Origin of the sequence: Dickeya poaceiphila (assembly GCF_007858975.2) — a bacterium.
Taxonomy (GTDB): domain Bacteria; phylum Pseudomonadota; class Gammaproteobacteria; order Enterobacterales; family Enterobacteriaceae; genus Dickeya; species Dickeya poaceiphila.
The window spans coordinates 3,308,511-3,327,084 of record NZ_CP042220.2; the positions used below are offsets into that span (position 1 = coordinate 3,308,511).

Sequence of the window (18,574 nt, forward strand, 5' to 3'; positions counted from 1 at the left end):
GTAAACAGAAACACAAACGGCAGCACCGTGAGGCGCTGCCGTTAAAGGGAAAGTTCGGGGAGATGATATCTATCTGAAATAATTTAAAAAAATGGAGTGTGCCGTTCCAGAGCGGGGGGCTGGCGATGAGCCGTTTAATTATCGAGTTAGGTGATCGCCTGAGCGATCACCTTTAATACGGTGGCAATTACACAGAATGACGCACAGCCTCCAGTTAGTTGCTATTGGTAAGTGCAACCCCGACACTTTTTGCAAAGTCATACATCCAATCCAATTCTTCTTTTAGCAAAGATATAATTGCATTCTCCCTGAGCTCATTTACGGTCGTAATACTCTTGATGAATCCACTGCTGGAAATTTGATGCTGTTTTTCAAGCTCGATTTTTTTGCTTTCGAACTCTTTTTCTTTCTCTTTAATCCTCTCGCTTAACTTATCTTTAATGGAGGTGTAACGCTTGATTTGCTGCGTAGCAGCTTCAATCGTGCGGGACGTGCTAGCAGGGTTCCTGATAAGATTAAGTAACACATCCAGGTCGATATTTTGGCTTAGAATGCTCTGTTGGGAAGGAACCAGGCCTGTATTTGAGGCTATAACGCTTAAATAGTTCGCATTGTCTTTATTGTTTTCGATAATAATAGCTTGTAATCTCTCCGGTAATCTAGGGTTGTTCATATACTCCGGAACAAAAAATGTAGTATCCACCATTCGAATAATCGAAGTAATGAACGAATTCATGTCTGTTTTTCTGGATTTAAGGCTAAAGGCTTTATCTATTTTTCCAAAATTAAATTTACTGATTAAAGAGTTACATAACAAATCATCATGATATTTTGTTTTTGAAGCCAATTTATTAAAAAGAGTCTCATGAAGGTTTTCATTTCTACAAAGCTGCTTTTTGACACATTCATCATGCTCACCTGATGATGTCTTATAACTTCTTGAATATAAAGTCTGTTGTACTTGTTGTGAAATATTAGGATTAGCTGCCAAGTTTTCGTCGATTCTGATTTGATTCATCGCCAGTAACATATCGCACACATTTTCTGGCACTGCCATATTCTGTGCCAGCATAGTCAGCACATCTCTATCCTTATGCTCTACCGCCATCAATTGCACCTCTTCGCAGAGTGCCGTATTCCGCATTAGGCTTTGCTGAGTCTCCTTCAACCCATTTTCATACAGATAAACCTGTACTGTTGGCACTAGCGCAGAATTGGATGCTAGTGCATCACGCACGGCAGGACTCCCTTCACTGGCTAGGATCTGCTGAGTCTCTGCCGTTAATTTCGGGTTCACCGCCAGAGTCGCCAGCGCCGCTTCATTCGTCACTTTCTGAGCAAACCGACGCTGCACCAGCGCGGAAAGATTGCGCCGCTCCGCCAGCGCCAGTAAAGCGTGAACATCGCCTTTGTCGAGCTGTGCCAGCAGCGCGCTGTCATCATTGCTGCCGCCAGCGCTCTCCTGCGCCGATGCGTCGGGTTGCTTCTGCGCCTCTTCCAGGGCATCCACCACCGCGCTGTCATTGTCCTGCGCCAGTTGCTGTTTTACCTCTTCGGCCAGCGCCGGGTTTTTCGCCAGCGCGATACGCACCACAGATTTATTGTCCTTGAGCAACACCGCCTGCTGTGCGCCAGTGAGCACCGGGTTAAACGCCACGGCGGCTCTTAGTGCATCATTTTGCTCGTAGAGATACTCTTCACGCTGCGCTTCCGGGCAGTTGGCGTGACGTAACACCGCTTGCTGCAACGCACTGTTTTTACGCGATAATATTGTATCCAGCACGCTCTCCACGCAGTGCGCTTTCTCCGCCAGTTGCAGCAAAATCTCATCATTAAGCTTGTTCTTCTGAATCAGCGACAGCAGCAGGTTAGTTGGCGCGTTATGGTGTACGCAGGCCAGCGCCAGCGACGTTTTATCGTGAACCTCGCCGGTTTCCGCCGGGGCAATACAGGCCGACAGAATACGCGCGGTGCAATACGGGTTGCTGTATACCGCGTGGCGCACTTCTGCATAACTGTCTTTCGCCAGTTTTTCGAGCAGATCTTCGCTACACTCTTCTGCCTGTGCCACCCGCAAACGCTCGTGCGGGTTGGTGTCATCCGCCAGTCGGATCATCTCCGCCAGGCTGAGCCCATCGATATGCGACGCCGCTTTCAGCTTCATCTTCTCGAACAGCGCTTCATACTGGCCCACCTGGTCACGCAGGGTCTCACGCAGCGGAACCGTGCGCTCCAGCGCCCGGCACAGGCGGGAATAATCGATATTCACGCCAGCCAGGAAGGCGCTCTCGCGGGCATCATTCACCGCGTTTTGAATATCCGCTCCGGCAAAATTACGGCACAGCACCGCCAGTTGCTGTTGCTGTTCTGCCGTGAAGGTGTGCCAGGCCGCTTTCAGGTGGATACTGAGAATGGCTTTACGCTCAGCCAGATACGGGAAGCCGACGTAAAAGACATCGTCGAAACGCCCCTTACGTAGCAACTCCGGCGGCAGTGCGGTAACGTTATTGGCCGTTGCCACCACAAACACCGCGCTGGTTTTCTCCTGCATCCAGGTCAGGAAGTAGCCCAACAGCCGGGATGTCACTTCCGATGCATTAGAAGACCCGATACCGACGAACGCTTTTTCCAGTTCATCCACCCACAGTACGCAGGGGCTGATGGTCTCAGCCATCGCCAGCGCCCGGCGCATATTGTGCTCACTCTCCCCGACGTATTTACCCAGCAGGGAGCCGATGTCCAGACGCAGCAGCGGCAGCCCGAACAGGTTGGCGACCGCTTTGGCGGTAAGAGATTTACCGCAGCCCGGCATCCCCGCCACCAGCACCCCTTTCGGTGCCTGCAACCCGGCCTCCTCCGCCTCCGGCAGGCGCTGCAAAATGGCGGCTTTACGCTCCAGCCATTTTTTCAGGTTCTCCAGCCCGCCAATGTCCGTCAGGTTCTCCCGAACCTTGACCATTTCCAGCACGCCACTTTTACCGATGATCTGCTCTTTTTCCTGGAGCAGCGCGGCGAGCGCTTTCTCGTCAAGCTCACCGTGTTTTTCCAGAGCAACGGCCAGAGACTGGCTAATCTGGCTGGCGGTCAGGCCGGTCAGCGTGGTGCTGATCCTGTTAAGCAGCGCGTCAGACACGGTTAACTGACGTTCGCGGGCGAACTGCTCCGCCTGCTGGCGAATAGCATCGCGACGCGGAAGCGGCAATTCAACCAGAGTAATCAGCGGTTCAATCAGTGAGGGAATGTCCACGCGGTCATCCACGCAAACCACGCAGCACTCACCGCTGTGGTGACGGCGGATACGCAGCAACAGTTGCTGCAGACGCGCGGCCACCAGCGGCGAGGAGTCCAGCACGGTTCTGATATTGCGGAACACCAGGATGGTATTTTCCAGATCATCATCCAGCAATCCGGCTAGCATCTGATCGGCCTGTGGGGGGGCTGAAATACCGGCAACCACCAGCGGATGACGATCGTCGAAATCCACCCAGCCCCAGGCCAGGTTCCATTCCCGCAGCCGAAAACCGGTCTCTTTGGCCACCGCGCTTAACAACGTATCGATACGATCATCTTCGCCGCTGTGCAGATAAAAACCCGCATGTCCGGCGCGGATCCAGGTTATCAGCCGGGTCGTTAACAGACTGTCCATTCTTCCCCCTTACCAAAAACTGCTCAGGAAACTGCCCACGGAACTGACGAAGCTCGAGACGCCCCGGCCAATCGCAGACACGCTATCGGCAACCGCAGAGACCGCTGCTTTGGCAACCGATTTCCCGGCCTTGTAGACTTTATCCACCACTGTACTGCCCAGCATGCCGCCAATGACGCCGCCCGCCAGCCCCCCCAAAAAGGAGCCCGCCGGGCCGAAAACAGTGCCGATAGCCGCGCCAATTCCGACGCCCGCCTCCGCCGCTGCGATGCCTGCCACGGTAGTAACGGTGGTGTTGGCGACGCGATCCAGCGCCTCTTCTTTGGAGATATTGCCTTTCGCTAGGTCGTAGAGGTTCTTGAGGTTATCCACCGCCACAGAACCGATCATCGCAATACGTCCGGCTGGGGTGTTTTTCATCACGCTGCCCAAAAAGCCCCGGCGGGAGGCTACCAGCAGCGCCCCCGAAGTGGCAACGGTCAGCATGGTGCTGCCTGCGGTCTTGAGTGAGTCTTCAACAAATTCCTGCACATCTTCTCCCGCCGATGCGTTTTCCTTGCCGGTGAGGCTGTTCCACAGGCGACGGGCCAGAATACGCCCTCCCTGGAAACAAACCCCGAGGCCCGCCGCCATCAGCGCGGTTTTGCCAATCTGTTTGCCAACGGTGATGGCATCCGCGTTATGCCAGTCCATCTCGCTGATCTGTTTCTCTTTATGCGCCTTCTCGCACTGGCGGATCGCCTCTTCTTTCGATAAGGGCGTGGACGCTACGCCTTCATAATCAATGGATTCCACCGCTTTGCGTTGCATCTCCGCAGCGTGGCCTTCCGGCACCAGGGAACCCTGGCCGCGATAGTCGCCGTGCTCGAACAGTTTTTCCGTGCTGCCCGCATCCGCGCCATATTTCGCCTGGTAGCGGCGCACGACTTTGCCACCGCCGTCTTTGATCTGAATATCAACGGAGTTTTTGCTGAATGCCTTACCCGGTTTCACCACCAGTTCGGCCCGCGCCGAGGAACCAGCTGCCTTCGCGTTGATATTGAAGGTGTTGACGTGGTGCACCTCGGCGATAAACCCATCAAGGTTACGCGCCATGCTGATCTGCCCGTCGTTGCGGGTGATAGTGTTGTGCAGCAGATCATTGGCATGGGTCAGAGCATTATCAATCGATTGTGCATAGTCCCCGATGCTGAGCACGCCATGGCGCCGGGCGGAATGCTGCATCTCTTTGCCCAGCCAGTTGTCACGACTTTTGCCCTTCTGTCGCGTGGCTTTCAGGGACGCTTTTAATTCTTGCTGACGTTTTACGGTTTCAACGATTTCATTCGCATCGTGGGTGAGCGCATCGTCATTCGGCCACAGCTCTGCATGCTGGCGAAACTGCGCCTGTAGCCAGACAACAGGCGAGTCATCCGGTGCATGACTCGCCTGTTTCGTAAACTGCCGCAGTAGTTGCGCTGTCGCCTGCGGATCACCGCCCACATCGCGCCATGCAACGGACATATCATCTGCCAGCTGTTCCTGATGCCCCTCATCAATGAGATCTAACGGCGCAGGCGTGGTGCGAATTTGTTCATTAATCACGTCATTTTCAGCCATGTGTAACATTCCTTATTTCAATTTTTATCTGGCGATGCGAAAACCGTCAGTGCGTCAGCCAGCAGCATCTGCAAGGTCATGTGCAACGATTCGAGAGATAGAATGTCGGTTGAGCAGCCAATAGCACCCCTTGGACAATAACTAGCGCTCTTCGGCAATCTTGTCGGTGATCTTTAGGCTGCCATCACTGCTTTGCTCATTGATGACCTAGCCTAAATAGCTGCGCCTAATACCGCTACACCTACCGTTTACGGACATGTGGCATTTTGCGTAAGGGGCAACACATTCGAGGCCCGATGCAGCACAGCCAGACAGAGAAAACCTTACCCTACAAAGGCTAACCGAAAGTGGAGCACTATTCCGCGCAGCTATTTAGCAGTACGTCATTTCTCTTTATAGAAAAACGAGCATATGCGGTGTTTAGCAATAATTTAGTGGAGTTGACCAAAATGGTGTGACAGCGCATTTTCACTCTCATATTCCGCCACCGAATGTTTAATGGAAAATTGTGGAATGCCTTCTGTAAGTATCCCGGTAAACCGAACCATTCACTTTTAGAGATCTTCCGACATACTGATTATGTCCCGTTGAGGAGATCTCCATGCGCAAAGCCCGATTTACCGAACACCAGATCATCGTCGTTCTGAAGTCCGTTGAAGCCGGACGGACCGTCAAAGACGTTTGCCGCGAAGCGGGAATATCCGAGGCTTCGTATTACATCTATGGACTACCTCCATTTTGCAAGTACAGAATCTGGTTTTGGGTTGTTGCTTACATCTATCCGGCATCAGGAAAACTAACCTGTGCCCAAATGGGTAATCCGCACACAATCGCCTCAACAACTGGACGGCCTCTGAGGCCAATATAATAGCCAGGTTCCGATTGTGCAGGTGCAACCTGTCACCATTTTTCAGTACACTGCAACTCGTCTGGCTGGGTACTAACTTCCAACTGCCTGATACTCGGTGTCGTTTCTCAGCATCGACCAGATTATTCTCGCGTTCTTGTTAGCGACCGCCACGGTCGTTTTATTAAACCCGCGCCGTTCCTTTAACTGGTTAACCCACTGATGCAGGCTGCCATCATTGTTATTCGTAGCAACTCTGACGACAGCGCGGGCACCATGAATAAAAAGTGTCCGCAAATGCTTGTCGCCTTTTTTCGTCATATTCATCAGTACCTGCTTGTTGCCACTCGAGTGCTGTCGTGGAACCAGACCAAGCCATGCGGCAAAGTGGCGACCATTTTTAAATTCAGTTCCTTTGCCAATCGCGGCAACAACAGCCGTGGCTGTTTTAGGACCAATGCCTTTAACTTTGGCAATGCGCTGGCAGGCTTCTGATTGCCTGAACACAGCCTCAATTTCTTTGTCAAAAAAGTTTATACGACGACTCAGATCGTTAAAGAGATCATATAGTTCTGCAATCGTCCTGCGCATTCTAACGCTAAGACCATTTTCAGCATCTTCAAGGATAAGCGGAACGGCACGACGAACTCTTGAGACTGCCGCGCCGATTGTTATTCCCCGATCAAGCAGCAGCCCTCGGATTTGACAGACTGTAGCAGTACGATGATTAACAATACGCTGTCTTGCACGGTGTAGAGCCTGAATATCCTGCTGTTCAAGGTTTTTCGGTGGAACAAACTGCATCGTAGGTTGCATCAGAGCCACAGCTATCGCCTGCGCATCGTTACCGTCATTTTTTTGCCCACGGACAAAAGGTTTTACATATTGGGGGCTGATGACTTTTACGTTATGACCCAATTTCGCAAACTCACGCTGCCAGTAAAATGCGCCTGTGGATGCTTCTATACCGATCAGGCACGCCGGAATATTCGCCACCATCTGGAGTAATTCTTTTCGGCCGGTACGTTTTGAATAAACCGGCTTACCAGCCTGGTTTAACCCGCAGAGCTGAAAGACATTTTTCGCCAGATCAATACCCAGAAATACGATATTCATGGTGATTCTCCTGCTGAACATATTTCGTACAGTTAACCGCAGAGGGAAGAGGTAGTCCATCCCATTAACTGGAAAGCAAAGTTTGGCGGTATGGAAGCCTCTGATATCAAAAAGATGAAAGATCTGGAGGACGAAAACCGGCGTCTGAAACAGATGTTCGCCGATCTGAGTCTGGAGTGCCGCGCACTCAAGGATGTCATTGAAAAAAAGCTTTAAAACCCGCGATAAAGCGTGAGCTCGTCAGTTATCTGACCACACAGTTTGCGATGAGCATCCGCCAGGCATGCAGGGCGTTATCGTTGAGCAGGACGGTCTATTTTTATCAGCCTGACACCCGGCGTGATGAGCCGGTGATTCAGGTATTGACTGAAATGGCGGAACGCTATCCGCGCTACGGCTTCAAGAAGTTGTTCCAGAAGTTACGCAGGCAGGGGCATGCATGGAACCATAAACGCGTTCATCGTATTTACTGCCTGTTAAAACTGAATTTTCGTCGTAAAGAAAAGCAACGTTTGCCCATGCGTAACCCCGCACCGCTGGTGACGCTGGAAGCACTTAACCAGAGCTGGTCGATAGATTTTATGCATGATGCGCTGGTCTGCGGCAGGCGCTTTCGGACCTTTAATGTGGTAGATGACTTTAATCGCGAGGCTCTCGCGATAGAAATCGATCTGAATATCCCGGCGCAGCGGGTGGTCAGGGTATTGGACAGGATCGTGGCAAACCGTGGTTATCCGCTGAAACTGCGGATGGACAACGGACCAGAACTGGTCTCGCTGGCGCTGGCACAGTGGGCAGAAGAGCATGGTGTATTGCTGGAGTTTATTAAGCCGGGCAAGCCGACGCAAAATGCCTTTATCGAACGTTTTAACCGGACGTACCGGACAGAAATCCTGGATTTTTATCTGTTCAGGACGCTGAATGAAGCAAGGGAAATCACAGAGCGCTGGCTGACGGAATACAACAGCGAGCGGCCTCATGAATCCCTGAATAACCTGACGCCGGAAGAATACCGGCTGATGACTGAAAAACCGGATATCTCAAAAAGTGCATGGAACTAAAACGGGTGTACTTACACTTCCATCTGCAAAAGTCTCGAAAAACAGTACGCCCAGAAACATTAAATTTCTTGGTTAATTGCTGTCGGGTTACATATTCCTGTTGGTGAAACAGGAATATTGTTTCCGTCAGAAGGTCCGCTAACTTTTTATATGTCCTGATTGACTTGCCCACATTGAATCCTTTGCTTGCAGAAAAAACCGCAGTTTAATGCCAGTAGGTAGATATTATCCTACTGAATTTTAAGTAAAAAACAAATTTTTAGGCAAATCACCCCATATTATCAATGAAGACACTATTAACATAGTGGTGTATTAATCAATTGAAATAAACAATAGGATAGACAACATCGAGCGGACAATTTCGCAATTCGACAACCAGCTCGATAGCCGCGCGGGTGAGATGTCAGCGTCATACAGCAGCGGCGATCCCGCAGATGGCCATACACTTGGCGTACAACGACAGGATCTGGTTATTCATGCCGGGATTCTATTTCTGAATAGAGCAGGATTTTGAGTCAGGGTCAGTACCTGCAAGTATGTACTCATACTGGACGCAAAAAAAGGAGAGCGTTCAGAATTCTGTGTCACGTTAAAAATTCTACAACGTCATCACGTTATTTAGTCGCCCTTCAAAATAAATGGCCAACTGTGACAATGTCAAATTCCAGCTCTGGATGGGCATTGTCCATTTTTCCTGTGCGTTCATCAGCCCCAGATAAAGCAGCTTCAACAGACTGTTTTCATTCGGGAAAGCACCTTTGGTTTTGGTCAGCTTCCTGAACTGTCTGTGCACCGATTCGATAGCATTTGTGGTGTAAATGACTTTGCGGATATTTGCCGGATAGCGGAAGTACGCTGACAGATTGTCCCACTTGCGTCGCCACGACTGGAGCACCACCGGATACTGCAACCCCCATTTCGCTTCCAGCTCATCCAGTGCCATTTCGGCCGCTTCTTTTGACACTGCACGGTAGACTGGCTTCAGGTCGGTCATGAAGGCTTTATGGTGCTTTGAGGCCACATATTTAATCGAATTGCGTATCTGATGAATGACGCACAACTGCACTTCCGTCTGCGGATAAATGCTGTTTATTGCCTCTGGGAAGCCGGTCAGCCCGTCCACGCAGGCAATCAGAATGTCTTTAACACCGCGATTTTGCAGGTCGCTTAATACCGACAGCCAGAAGTTAGCCCCCTCACTTTCTGACAGATACAGGCCCAGAACTTCCTTTTTACCTTCCAGATTCAGGGCCAGCACGGTGTAAACCGCTTTGCTCTGATAGCGGCCATCTTCCCGAATTTTATAGTGAATAGCGTCCAGCCAGACGAAGGGATAAACCTGCTCCAGCGGGCGCTGTTGCCACTGTTTTAGTTCAGGGATGACTTTATCGGTTACTGCACTGATGGTGGCAGTGGACACGCTGAAGGCATATAAATCTTCGATCTCCCGGCTAATGTCCTGATAGCTCATCCCCAGTGCAAACAGGCGAATGATCTTGTGTTCGATCTCGTCGGATAACGTGGTCTGATGTTTTTTCACCAACTGGGGTTCAAAAGTGCCATTACGATCGCGCGGAGTCGCCAGCTCGAAGCTGCCCGTCGGGGCTTTAATGGTCTTTTTGCCGGAGCCATTTTTACGGTTAGCTTCAATGTCCTGAGCCAGATGAGAGTCCAGTTCCGCAGACAGGGCAGCTTCCGTTAACTGTTTGATTAAAGGCGTTAAGATACCATCTTTGCCCGTTAATGCCTGACCGGACTGGAGGGCTTTAAGCGCTTTATCGAAATCGAAGGGCTGGGACATATGTCATTCCTTTTTGATTGTATATTACTGGAATGACACAGAATTTCTAACACTCCCAAAAAAAGCCACGCATTTATCATGCGTGGCTATATGAATATTAAGAATTAGAACGCTTCGGAGATCTCGTAAACTGTACCAAAGTACCCCTATGCTCGTTCGCCTGCTCTTCACGCCGCTCGACCATCATGGATTTCAATCTTGTTAGATGTACAACAGCAGCCTTCTTACCAGACACATACCCCTCGGGCAAACCTACCATCATTTCAACATCAATAGCGGACAATCCCACAAAGGCCGGCAGCCTTTCAACAGAAATAATTCCTGAAGAGGCCAGCAATTCTATTGTACGTTTCAACAAACGTGGTTTCTCAGGATCACGATAGTCATCACCTGGCTCCGACCTCACCCCCCAACGCGCAGAAAGACGCTTGTAGAGGTTCTGCTTCTCTTCTTCAGTAATAATATTTAGTGCATATAACCGCATTATACTTGCTGCGACAGAAATACCATACCGCTGCTTAGTCAAAAGCAGACTATCCAATGTGACTGGTGTTCTGATTTCTTCAGCGAATGCTTTTGCAGGCAACAGTAACGCTCCTGCAAATTTATGAGCTTGGCTTTCCTTTAGTTTATAACGTTCAGCCTCAAGTTCGTTGCCAACATAGCGATGAAGAATCAGATGCCCGATCTCATGCGCGAGGTCGAACCTGCTACGAAAAGCATTACCTTTATCTGAAGAGAGCAAGACAAAAGGAACACCTAAAGTTTCACTCCATGCGGATAACCCTTCAATTTGTGCAACCCCCGTTTCTTCTCTAATAACGATGATGCCGTTACTCTCCGCAGCTAACGCAAGATCAGGTATTTCCTTTGTACCAAGATTCCATAGAGCACGACACTCATTGGCTGCATCCTCGATATCAGCATCACTGATTTCATCGATATTTATAAAACTGCGGTGTGGTAATTTTAGTTCGGGCAGATCTACAAACTCAGTCAGCTTAGTAACCAACTCATTAACCCAATGGATACGAGTCTCTAACATCGCCCGTGCGGCTACGTGGGCTGAAGCGTTACTTCTGAACAAAGGCTTTGACATACCAGACAGCAGAGGGCGCGTAAACCATTCAGGTGTGACATTTACGACTGAAGCCAGACGTTCTAAGGCTTCAGACTCGGGAGCCTGCTGACCAGAACGCCATTTGCTGATGGTTGCTGGCGATACACCAACCATCGTAGCTAGTTGAGTTTGGGATAGCCGCCGAGCTGCTAGAACTTGCACTAGCCTATCCGGTTGAAATTCAGTAATTCCTCGGCTCATACATCATCATCCTCTGTTCCGTCTTTCTTGATAACGCCCTTTTTCAATCCAGGGAACGCGTTATCCTCTTGAGACGGAGCAACATCATATCGGGTTAGAAAAAGCTCAAGCGGCTCGTGGAAAACCCAGCTCTTCCCATCAGAACTTGGAACAACCAGCTCTATCAACAGCGGAGCTTCTGGCTGGGTCTGTAATGAACCTGAAAAGCGGCATACTATGAACAGCGTAGCTTTTGGCACATCATTACCGTCGGAGAATAAATCCGGTTGCACTATTTTTTCCACAAATAAGTTCTCGGCAATGAGTGCTTGCTTACGTTTGCTGCGAAAAAGTCTCTTCCACTGGTTATCGTTGTAGCTTTCACGAGCAATTGTGAAGATACCGATATGGCCTTCTACGATACGGTTACCAGACAATTTACCAGGGTTACAACCATTCGCCTCGAATACTTCATGGATGGTTTCATTCAAATTCAAATAACGTTCCAAGCCAAGTGCAGTTGCCCTGTGGCCTTGGTTTTTCTTTTGTGCAGAATCATAAGAACGCTTTGACGCCGCATAGATTGCGTCGGAAAGGGCCATGAGAAGTTGTTTGGGAACATGCTGAACGATGAGATCTGCCACTTTAGATTTTTTCACGACCATTTCCTATCACTGTCACCGATAGCCGTGATTTTACATCCATATTTTTTCGTGTGTCTACGTTTTGTCGTTAAAAAATTTCTCTTATGTACAAAAATCACGTGTTACGAATGAAAGTGAATGCCGATTACCCAGTTGAACGAACACACTGACCTCTGGGCGAAAGTGATACGGTTTGAGCCATGACTGGCCAGAATCTCCGTTTATTGTGCCATTTAGTTTTAATATATTGATTTTTATAATTATATTTTCATCTTGCCGTTACTCGTAAAGGCAGGTTATCCAAGAAGAAGCATTGAAAATCACCCGTACCACGTTTCAGAGCAAACTGGATCGCAACCGCCGTGACTCAAATGACCGGCCTGTCTGAAGATGACCTAGTGCAGATTTACCATTAATAGCAGGCTCGGGCTTACTGACGTTCTTTAAAGTCAGACCATTAACCCGCCTTCCAATAAAAAGGCGGGAAATGTAAAAAATAAACTCAGTTATTGCTACAGCCAAATGATCTATTCCCGTCATCAAAGATCTTACTTTTCACTTTAGTGAGATAATCAATCCGGTTCAGTAAGTCGCTGGGGTAAATGCCATTGAGAATATCGTCACGGTTCAGGGTATATTTACCATTAATGGGGTATTGCACCAGGTGCTGTCCCTCTTCGGGAGTCAGGTTTAACGCGCTACACCATGCCGAGGTAATCATGGTTCTTAGCGTATCTTCATCCAGATTGAAATCTCCCAGGTGGTAATAAGCATCTTTGTTCAGGAACAGAAATACATGATAATGACGTTTACCATTCTGGGTAAATTCCCTTACCCATGCATACCGCAGCGTGTTAGGATGCACCCGTTTACCCTCTCTGTACTTGCGCTGCTCATTTGCTATTAATTTTGCTTTTAGTGAATTAGTAAATCTTGATATAGCACCTGAATCAGTATTAGCGATACAGGAAATGGTATCACCATTATCCAGAATAGCCGGGTCATGAAGATCCACCCGTACTGCCAGTGTACGGTTGTGTTCTTTAACAGCCTTATTAATAACGTCGATAATTCTTTCTTTGTATGATTTAACATGACTTCCATACTCGCTATCGTAGAGATTCATAATAAATTATTCCTCGATGGATAACAGTCATCGCATTACTGGCTATGTCTTATTAACGTGGCGGATATACAGATATTGCTAATGACAATATAATAACTATCCGACACTCTATTTCAGACAAAGAATAGCCGCAACCTACGATGACTGTTCAAAAATCACTCTGCAATTAGTTGCAATAATGACTCTTTAATAAAACGATGATTATCGTTTTAAATTTGAATTATCCGTTACATAAAATTAACGACAGGTTGTATAAAAAGTGTTTTCCCTCTTTTCTCTGCCCGTATTTTCTTTTGCGAGTAAAGCGTACTGAGTAGTTCATTCACTTTACTCCGGTTTCTGAACCGGTTCGGACCATATTGCAGAATGGTTGTCTTCCTGATATATGGCACGAAACACTTATAGCAATAATCTTTTATCCACGCGTAAAGTTCATCCGCTTCGGAACTGACCAGCAGCAGGGGCTCTGGCTTAGAAAAAATCCTTACATACTCATCCACATACCAGGCGCTTATCGCTGCGGCTGATTCCACCGCATTAAGGGATATGTCGCCTTCATCACCGTTGAAATAATGCAGCAGTGCAGCAATCCTTGCCATGTTCTCTGCTATCTTGGACGCATAATCCTTAAAATCAGACAGGAAACCAATCAGGCCCATTTCCGACTCGACTTTGTTATAAAATTCGATCCAGCGTTTTTCTGCTTCAGGAGAGAAGTGCAGGCATTGACGCTCATTTTCGGCGTTTTTAGCTATGCTCTCATTACCGATATCTATCAGTCGCTGATGAAATATCGGCAGATGCTCACTTGAGACAACCGGGCTGGTAATTTTTCTGTAGCCTTGTGTTGAGCTGGGCTGGCACACCAGACACCGTGCGAAGAAGCCTATCCCTTTTGCCATATCGCCTTTCCGCTCGATGTAGCCCTTAAAAACATCAGGCTGAACCATCAATCCCAACGTCATTCTGGCATCTTTGATTAATTTAGCTGGCTCGCTTTTCCTTTCCACGGAAAACATTCCGCCATCCCACATTTTATTGATGAAAGGCAGTTCATTCAGCGTGTAGCCATTAAAGATAATGCCAGCTTCATCAGACATAAGACCAATAGACCTCCAACGTCCGCAGAGATGGTCTTTTATTGCCGCAGGTGTGGCATCGTTGAAAATCTGCTTGAACCTGACCGGCATTTTCGGGGTATCCGTAAGGAGTGCTTTCAGTCGTTCATCCGTTGTAGAATGATCTTTGTCGCGGAGAATTTCTGATTTAAGTTTTGAAATCAGTGCTTTCTTTGCAATATTAAAAGCCGTATCCTCATTCCGCCAGATAATCAGGTCTTGGGTATATTTTTCAAACCATTCCTCTTCCAGTTGATATAATGGGTTCATCAGTAGTTTGTCCACCGTACTTTTTCTCTCACCAGATTCCGCCAGCGTCAATAAAAAAAGCGATACTGGTCCGCACAAATTACTTTGTCGGCACACATCAATCAGGTTCTGGCAGGCAAGAGAAATAGCCCCCAGTATCGCTGTGACAATCAAAGCCTGGGGAGCCTGCGTATGCTGCTCCACTTCATAAACCGCGTTTTTGATGATCGGCGGAAACACATGCACGGGAAAAGGGCGACTACACAGCATAGATACCTCTTATTCAGTTAACGTTGAAAACGATCTCCCTCACCTTGCTATTCCGCTATTAATAGCGGAAATAGCAGGATGAACATGGGTATTTCAGGAAAAAAAGATAAATGCAAAAAAAGCCTGATGCTAACGCTCATTGATCCAACAAAGCAGATCACTTAAGAGCCATCCACAGGATTTAGCGCCAAGCGATTTGCGCAACGGAAACTTACCTACCTGCTCCAGTTTCCACGCGGTAGAGCGGGAAATGGACGTAATACGTTGTCGCTCCCGTTCACGCACGAGACGATCACCTTTCTCACCGTAATTACGCAGGACTTGCAAACGTTGTTCTGGGGTTGGGGAAATAAATGTTGTACTCATACTGCCTCCTTTGTTTCGACAAGTGCAGCATGAATCAGTGCGAGTGTGGAGAAAAGCTGAGGAGCTCTTGCTAAAGGCTTAATAAGCCTTTAGCAAGAGCTATTTATCACTTTACTTTCATAATGTTAGCAGCAATTTCGGGGGTAAAGACGATACACCATTCTCTTGGTGATGACTTGACAAGATCGTTCAATATTCGAGCTACATTAGATGGTGTTTTAGGAATATTTTTACTTTTGCAATGAAGCGTGATTAAGCAAGCGGCTATCCTGGAATGCTGGGGCTGTATTTTGTAAGGCTTATCTCTTTTCTCAAATGTTTCTTCAAGGACTTTTTTTATGGTTGTTTGCCCAACATTGATTCCATTACTTGAAAGAGCTGTACTAACATTTGAGTAAGTCACATGACCATTAACACTGAAAATCTTATTTATAAGAAGAACCATTGCGATTCGGTTATAAGGTGGGTCATACCTTTCCATTTCACTATTTTCATTGTAAGAAAAACATTCTTTTATTATTTTAAAATCAGAACTAGAAATATATAACTGTTCAAATGAAATATAAACATCGGTGTTAAACAGAAGATAATCCCTTTTATCTCTACCAAAAACATCAACTTCACCGGGGATTGAAACCCATTCATCATTAGCATTTTTAAGGTTGTAATTATCCCTTACCAAATGGGTGATACCAGTCGGTTGTAACCACCAATAACCACTAGCATATCCATTGTAAACGTATTTGAAACTGCTACTCCCGCTAAAATCTATATATTCTTTAATCTCAGACTCTTTTTTACAGGGTATATATTTTCTTATTTTGTCCTGAGGACTCCTCTCATCTTGATAAAAATCTCTACCAAAAGCAATCTCACTTGTATCATAGCGATTCTCTTCTTTATTAGGATAACGGTTAATCCTGCAATACACAGAACGAAGATAAACATATATGTTTATTTTACCACTCAACCATACATCTATTATCTCTTCGATTTTTACATGGGATTTCTTAGAGAAATCATCAACGCGATAGAAATCATCAGAAATATCAAGCCGTTCAGCATCGCTGGAATAAAGCAAAGAATTAATAGCATCATGGAAATCAGAATTTTCTTTCATTTATCACCGCCAACATATTGTCATTACCAAAAATTCTATCAGGATAAGCCGTTATGTTTAAATTTATTTAAAAAAAATCAAAAAGAATCTTCCATCACTTTACATCAACAAGAATACAGCGTGACACATCAATCTATGCCAATAAGATGACCTAATCAATATAGGCTACTTAAAGCTGTATCTGGCTTTGCGGGCTGTTCCTATTCAAACTTAAATCAGGATTGAAAGAATGGGGCTTTCAGCATGACAAAAAACAGCACATAACCAGATTACTAAAGCACAAATCTACCTGCCGTTACCAGATCAACCGCTATTGAAACGGGTATTTCTGTGCAACAAATTGAGCAGCAACTCAAAAAAATCAGACACAGGCGAAAGCCGTCGGCCTCGCCCGTTGTTAATCTGACATTATGTCGCTCACCAGTTGCATCATGGGGCTGTAGTTTCCTGATACGCCCGCCTGAATTGCCTTGAAGTAAAACGCCTTATGCTTATTCCACAGGCTGTAATCCAGCAATCCCTTCCCTGCCAGCACCGGGCAGTGCGCGACAGCAAAGAGGATAAGGCTCGCCTGTTGCTGCTCATTCAGCAGATAGGCAGAGCGGGCAACGAACGGTTATCGTCGCGTGACAGCGCATCCCAATCGAGCCCTGAGGAAACAAAACTGGCAGGCCCAAACTCGTTGGATGCTACAAAGCAAGCATCGCAAAATGAGATGGTGGGAATTTTGTGAAAAACCACGGAGATAACCTATACATTGTAATTTGTGTACCCGAGAACAAGAAAAGGAGATTTCAGAGAGGGATGATATCGTAACTTACTGATTTTATGGTGCCGATAATAGGAGTCGAACCTACGACCTTCGCATTACGAATGCGCTGCTCTACCAACTGAGCTATATCGGCCCTGAGAGCGTCCCGCGAGTGCGTGACGTGAACTACGGGGTGACAAACTAGTGAAATCGTACTGGCAAGTCAATACTTGCGCGTATCGTCTGATGGTTTTCTAAGCGCATTGCCCGGCAGGCGATCACTCGATCTGCCGGGCATTGGCAGCGTTATGCGCGAACCAGATCGTCGCCGTAACCAATCCATTTATAGGTGGTGAGCGCTTCAAGTCCCATTGGGCCGCGTGCGTGCAGTTTCTGGGTGCTGACCGCCACTTCCGCGCCAAGGCCGAACTGGCCGCCGTCGGTAAAACGGGTGCTGGCGTTGACATACACCGCTGAAGAATCCACTTCACGCACGAAACGTTCGGCATTAGTGATGGAACGCGTCAGAATCGCGTCAGAATGCTGGGTACCGTGCTGGCGAATATGGGCAATCGCCGCCGCCATGTCCTCGACCAGCGTGACGTTGAGATCGTTGGAGAGCCATTCATCATCGTAATCCTGCTCGTTGACGGCGATAACCGTGGCTGGGCCAGTTGCCAGATAAGGCATCGCGTTGTCACTGGCGTGCAGTGTGACATTCGCCTGCGCCATTTTTTCACTGAGCAGCGGCAGAAAACGTGCGGCAATCGCCTGATGCACCAGCAGGGTTTCCAGGCTATTGCAAGCACTGGGGCGCTGCACTTTAGCACTTTCAATCACCGTCAGCGCTTTTTCAAAATCAATGCTGTCGTCGGCAAACATATGGCATACGCCGATACCGCCGGTGATCACCGGAATGGTGGACTGCTCGCGGCACAACTTGTGCAGACCGGCACCACCGCGAGGGATCAGCATGTCAACATAACGATCAAGTTTCAGTAGTTGATTGACCAACTCTCGATCCGGGCTTTCAATCGCCTGAATCGCCGCAGCGGGCAGCCCACATTCGGTCAGCGCCTGTTGGATTACTTTTACGGTAGCAGCATTGGTGCGATACGTCTCTTTACCGCCGCGTAAAATCACGGCATTGCCGGTTTTCAGGCACAGGCTGGCGACATCCACCGTCACGTTTGGCCGGGCTTCATAAATCACCCCCACCACGCCAAGCGGTACACGGCGGCGCTCCAGCTTCAGGCCGTTATCCAGAATGCGGCCATCAATCACTTCGCCAACCGGATCGTTCAGGCGGCAGACCTGACGCACATCATCGGCAATAGCGCTTAAACGCGCTGGCGTCAGCAACAGGCGATCCTGCAATGCTGCGCTCATGCCGTTTTCTCTGGCTTGCGCCAGATCCTGCTCGTTGGCGGAAAGAATGGCATCACACTGGGCTTCCAGCAAATCCGCTATCGTCATCAACGCCTTATTTTTCTGGCTGGTGCTGAGCGCCGCCAGCTGATAAGAGGCCGTTCTGGCCGCTTGCCCCATTTGCTCAAGCAT

The 18,574-nt window shown here is 48.1% G+C and carries 12 protein-coding genes, 1 tRNA gene and 3 pseudogenes; 3 read left to right on the forward strand and 13 right to left on the reverse strand.

Going from position 1 to position 18,574, the window contains the following annotated elements:
• Window positions 1-214: 214 nt before the first annotated feature.
• Both Dpoa569_RS14770 and Dpoa569_RS14775 read right to left on the reverse strand, forming a co-directional pair.
• Entirely contained in the window at window positions 215-3,646 is a 3,432-nt protein-coding gene (locus tag Dpoa569_RS14770; RefSeq protein WP_042868908.1) for an AAA family ATPase, read from the reverse strand.
• A gap of 9 nt (window positions 3,647-3,655) precedes the next feature.
• Window positions 3,656-5,254 (reverse strand): hypothetical protein, encoded by a 1,599-nt coding sequence (locus Dpoa569_RS14775; RefSeq protein WP_128569679.1) that lies wholly within the window; start codon window positions 5,252-5,254, stop codon window positions 3,656-3,658.
• Window positions 5,255-5,846: 592 nt separating this feature from the next.
• Between Dpoa569_RS14775 and Dpoa569_RS14780 the strand changes: the two are divergent.
• Window positions 5,847-5,963: pseudogene (locus tag Dpoa569_RS14780) on the forward strand (transposase); the annotation flags it as partial.
• 222 nt (window positions 5,964-6,185) lie between these two features.
• Here Dpoa569_RS14780 and Dpoa569_RS14785 read toward each other — a convergent pair.
• Window positions 6,186-7,208, reverse strand: coding sequence for an IS110 family RNA-guided transposase (locus tag Dpoa569_RS14785; protein ID WP_042868906.1), 1,023 nt, complete (start codon window positions 7,206-7,208; stop codon window positions 6,186-6,188).
• A 66-nt stretch (window positions 7,209-7,274) separates the two neighbouring features.
• Between Dpoa569_RS14785 and Dpoa569_RS14790 the strand changes: the two are divergent.
• Window positions 7,275-8,269 (forward strand): annotated as a pseudogene (locus Dpoa569_RS14790) (IS3 family transposase); the annotation flags it as partial.
• 598 nt (window positions 8,270-8,867) lie between these two features.
• Here the strand turns inward: Dpoa569_RS14790 and Dpoa569_RS14800 are convergent.
• From Dpoa569_RS14800 to Dpoa569_RS19765, 8 genes and pseudogenes are all read right to left on the reverse strand, one after another.
• Complete coding sequence (locus Dpoa569_RS14800; RefSeq protein ID WP_146411014.1) at window positions 8,868-10,070, reverse strand: IS256 family transposase; 1,203 nt, start codon at window positions 10,068-10,070, stop codon at window positions 8,868-8,870.
• Window positions 10,071-10,167: 97 nt separating this feature from the next.
• Window positions 10,168-11,391, reverse strand: coding sequence for an XRE family transcriptional regulator (locus Dpoa569_RS14805; protein ID WP_042872302.1), 1,224 nt, complete (start codon window positions 11,389-11,391; stop codon window positions 10,168-10,170).
• A complete protein-coding gene (locus Dpoa569_RS14810; protein ID WP_042872304.1) occupies window positions 11,388-12,035 on the reverse strand; it encodes a hypothetical protein in 648 nt (215 codons plus the stop codon). The genes Dpoa569_RS14805 and Dpoa569_RS14810 overlap by 4 nt, the downstream gene beginning before the upstream one ends.
• Before the next feature lie 481 nt (window positions 12,036-12,516).
• Window positions 12,517-13,140 (reverse strand): inovirus Gp2 family protein, encoded by a 624-nt coding sequence (locus Dpoa569_RS14815; RefSeq protein ID WP_042872306.1) that lies wholly within the window; start codon window positions 13,138-13,140, stop codon window positions 12,517-12,519.
• Window positions 13,141-13,367: 227 nt separating this feature from the next.
• Entirely contained in the window at window positions 13,368-14,777 is a 1,410-nt protein-coding gene (locus Dpoa569_RS14820) for a YfjI family protein (RefSeq protein WP_042872309.1), read from the reverse strand.
• Between the two features lie 129 nt (window positions 14,778-14,906).
• Entirely contained in the window at window positions 14,907-15,143 is a 237-nt protein-coding gene (locus Dpoa569_RS14825) for a helix-turn-helix transcriptional regulator (RefSeq protein ID WP_012768679.1), read from the reverse strand.
• Between the two features lie 106 nt (window positions 15,144-15,249).
• A complete protein-coding gene (locus Dpoa569_RS14830; RefSeq protein WP_146411489.1) occupies window positions 15,250-16,263 on the reverse strand; it encodes a hypothetical protein in 1,014 nt (337 codons plus the stop codon).
• A 397-nt stretch (window positions 16,264-16,660) separates the two neighbouring features.
• A pseudogene (locus tag Dpoa569_RS19765) lies at window positions 16,661-16,798 on the reverse strand (cell filamentation protein Fic); the annotation flags it as partial.
• Here Dpoa569_RS19765 and Dpoa569_RS14845 point away from each other — a divergent pair.
• Window positions 16,751-16,996 (forward strand): hypothetical protein, encoded by a 246-nt coding sequence (locus tag Dpoa569_RS14845; protein ID WP_042872311.1) that lies wholly within the window; start codon window positions 16,751-16,753, stop codon window positions 16,994-16,996. The pseudogene Dpoa569_RS19765 and the gene Dpoa569_RS14845 overlap by 48 nt on opposite strands.
• A 96-nt stretch (window positions 16,997-17,092) precedes the next feature.
• Here Dpoa569_RS14845 and Dpoa569_RS14850 read toward each other — a convergent pair.
• Window positions 17,093-17,168: transfer RNA gene (locus Dpoa569_RS14850), tRNA-Thr, on the reverse strand.
• Between the two features lie 152 nt (window positions 17,169-17,320).
• Window positions 17,321-18,574, reverse strand: a complete 1,254-nt coding sequence (proA, locus tag Dpoa569_RS14855) for a glutamate-5-semialdehyde dehydrogenase (protein ID WP_042872313.1) — start codon at window positions 18,572-18,574, stop codon at window positions 17,321-17,323.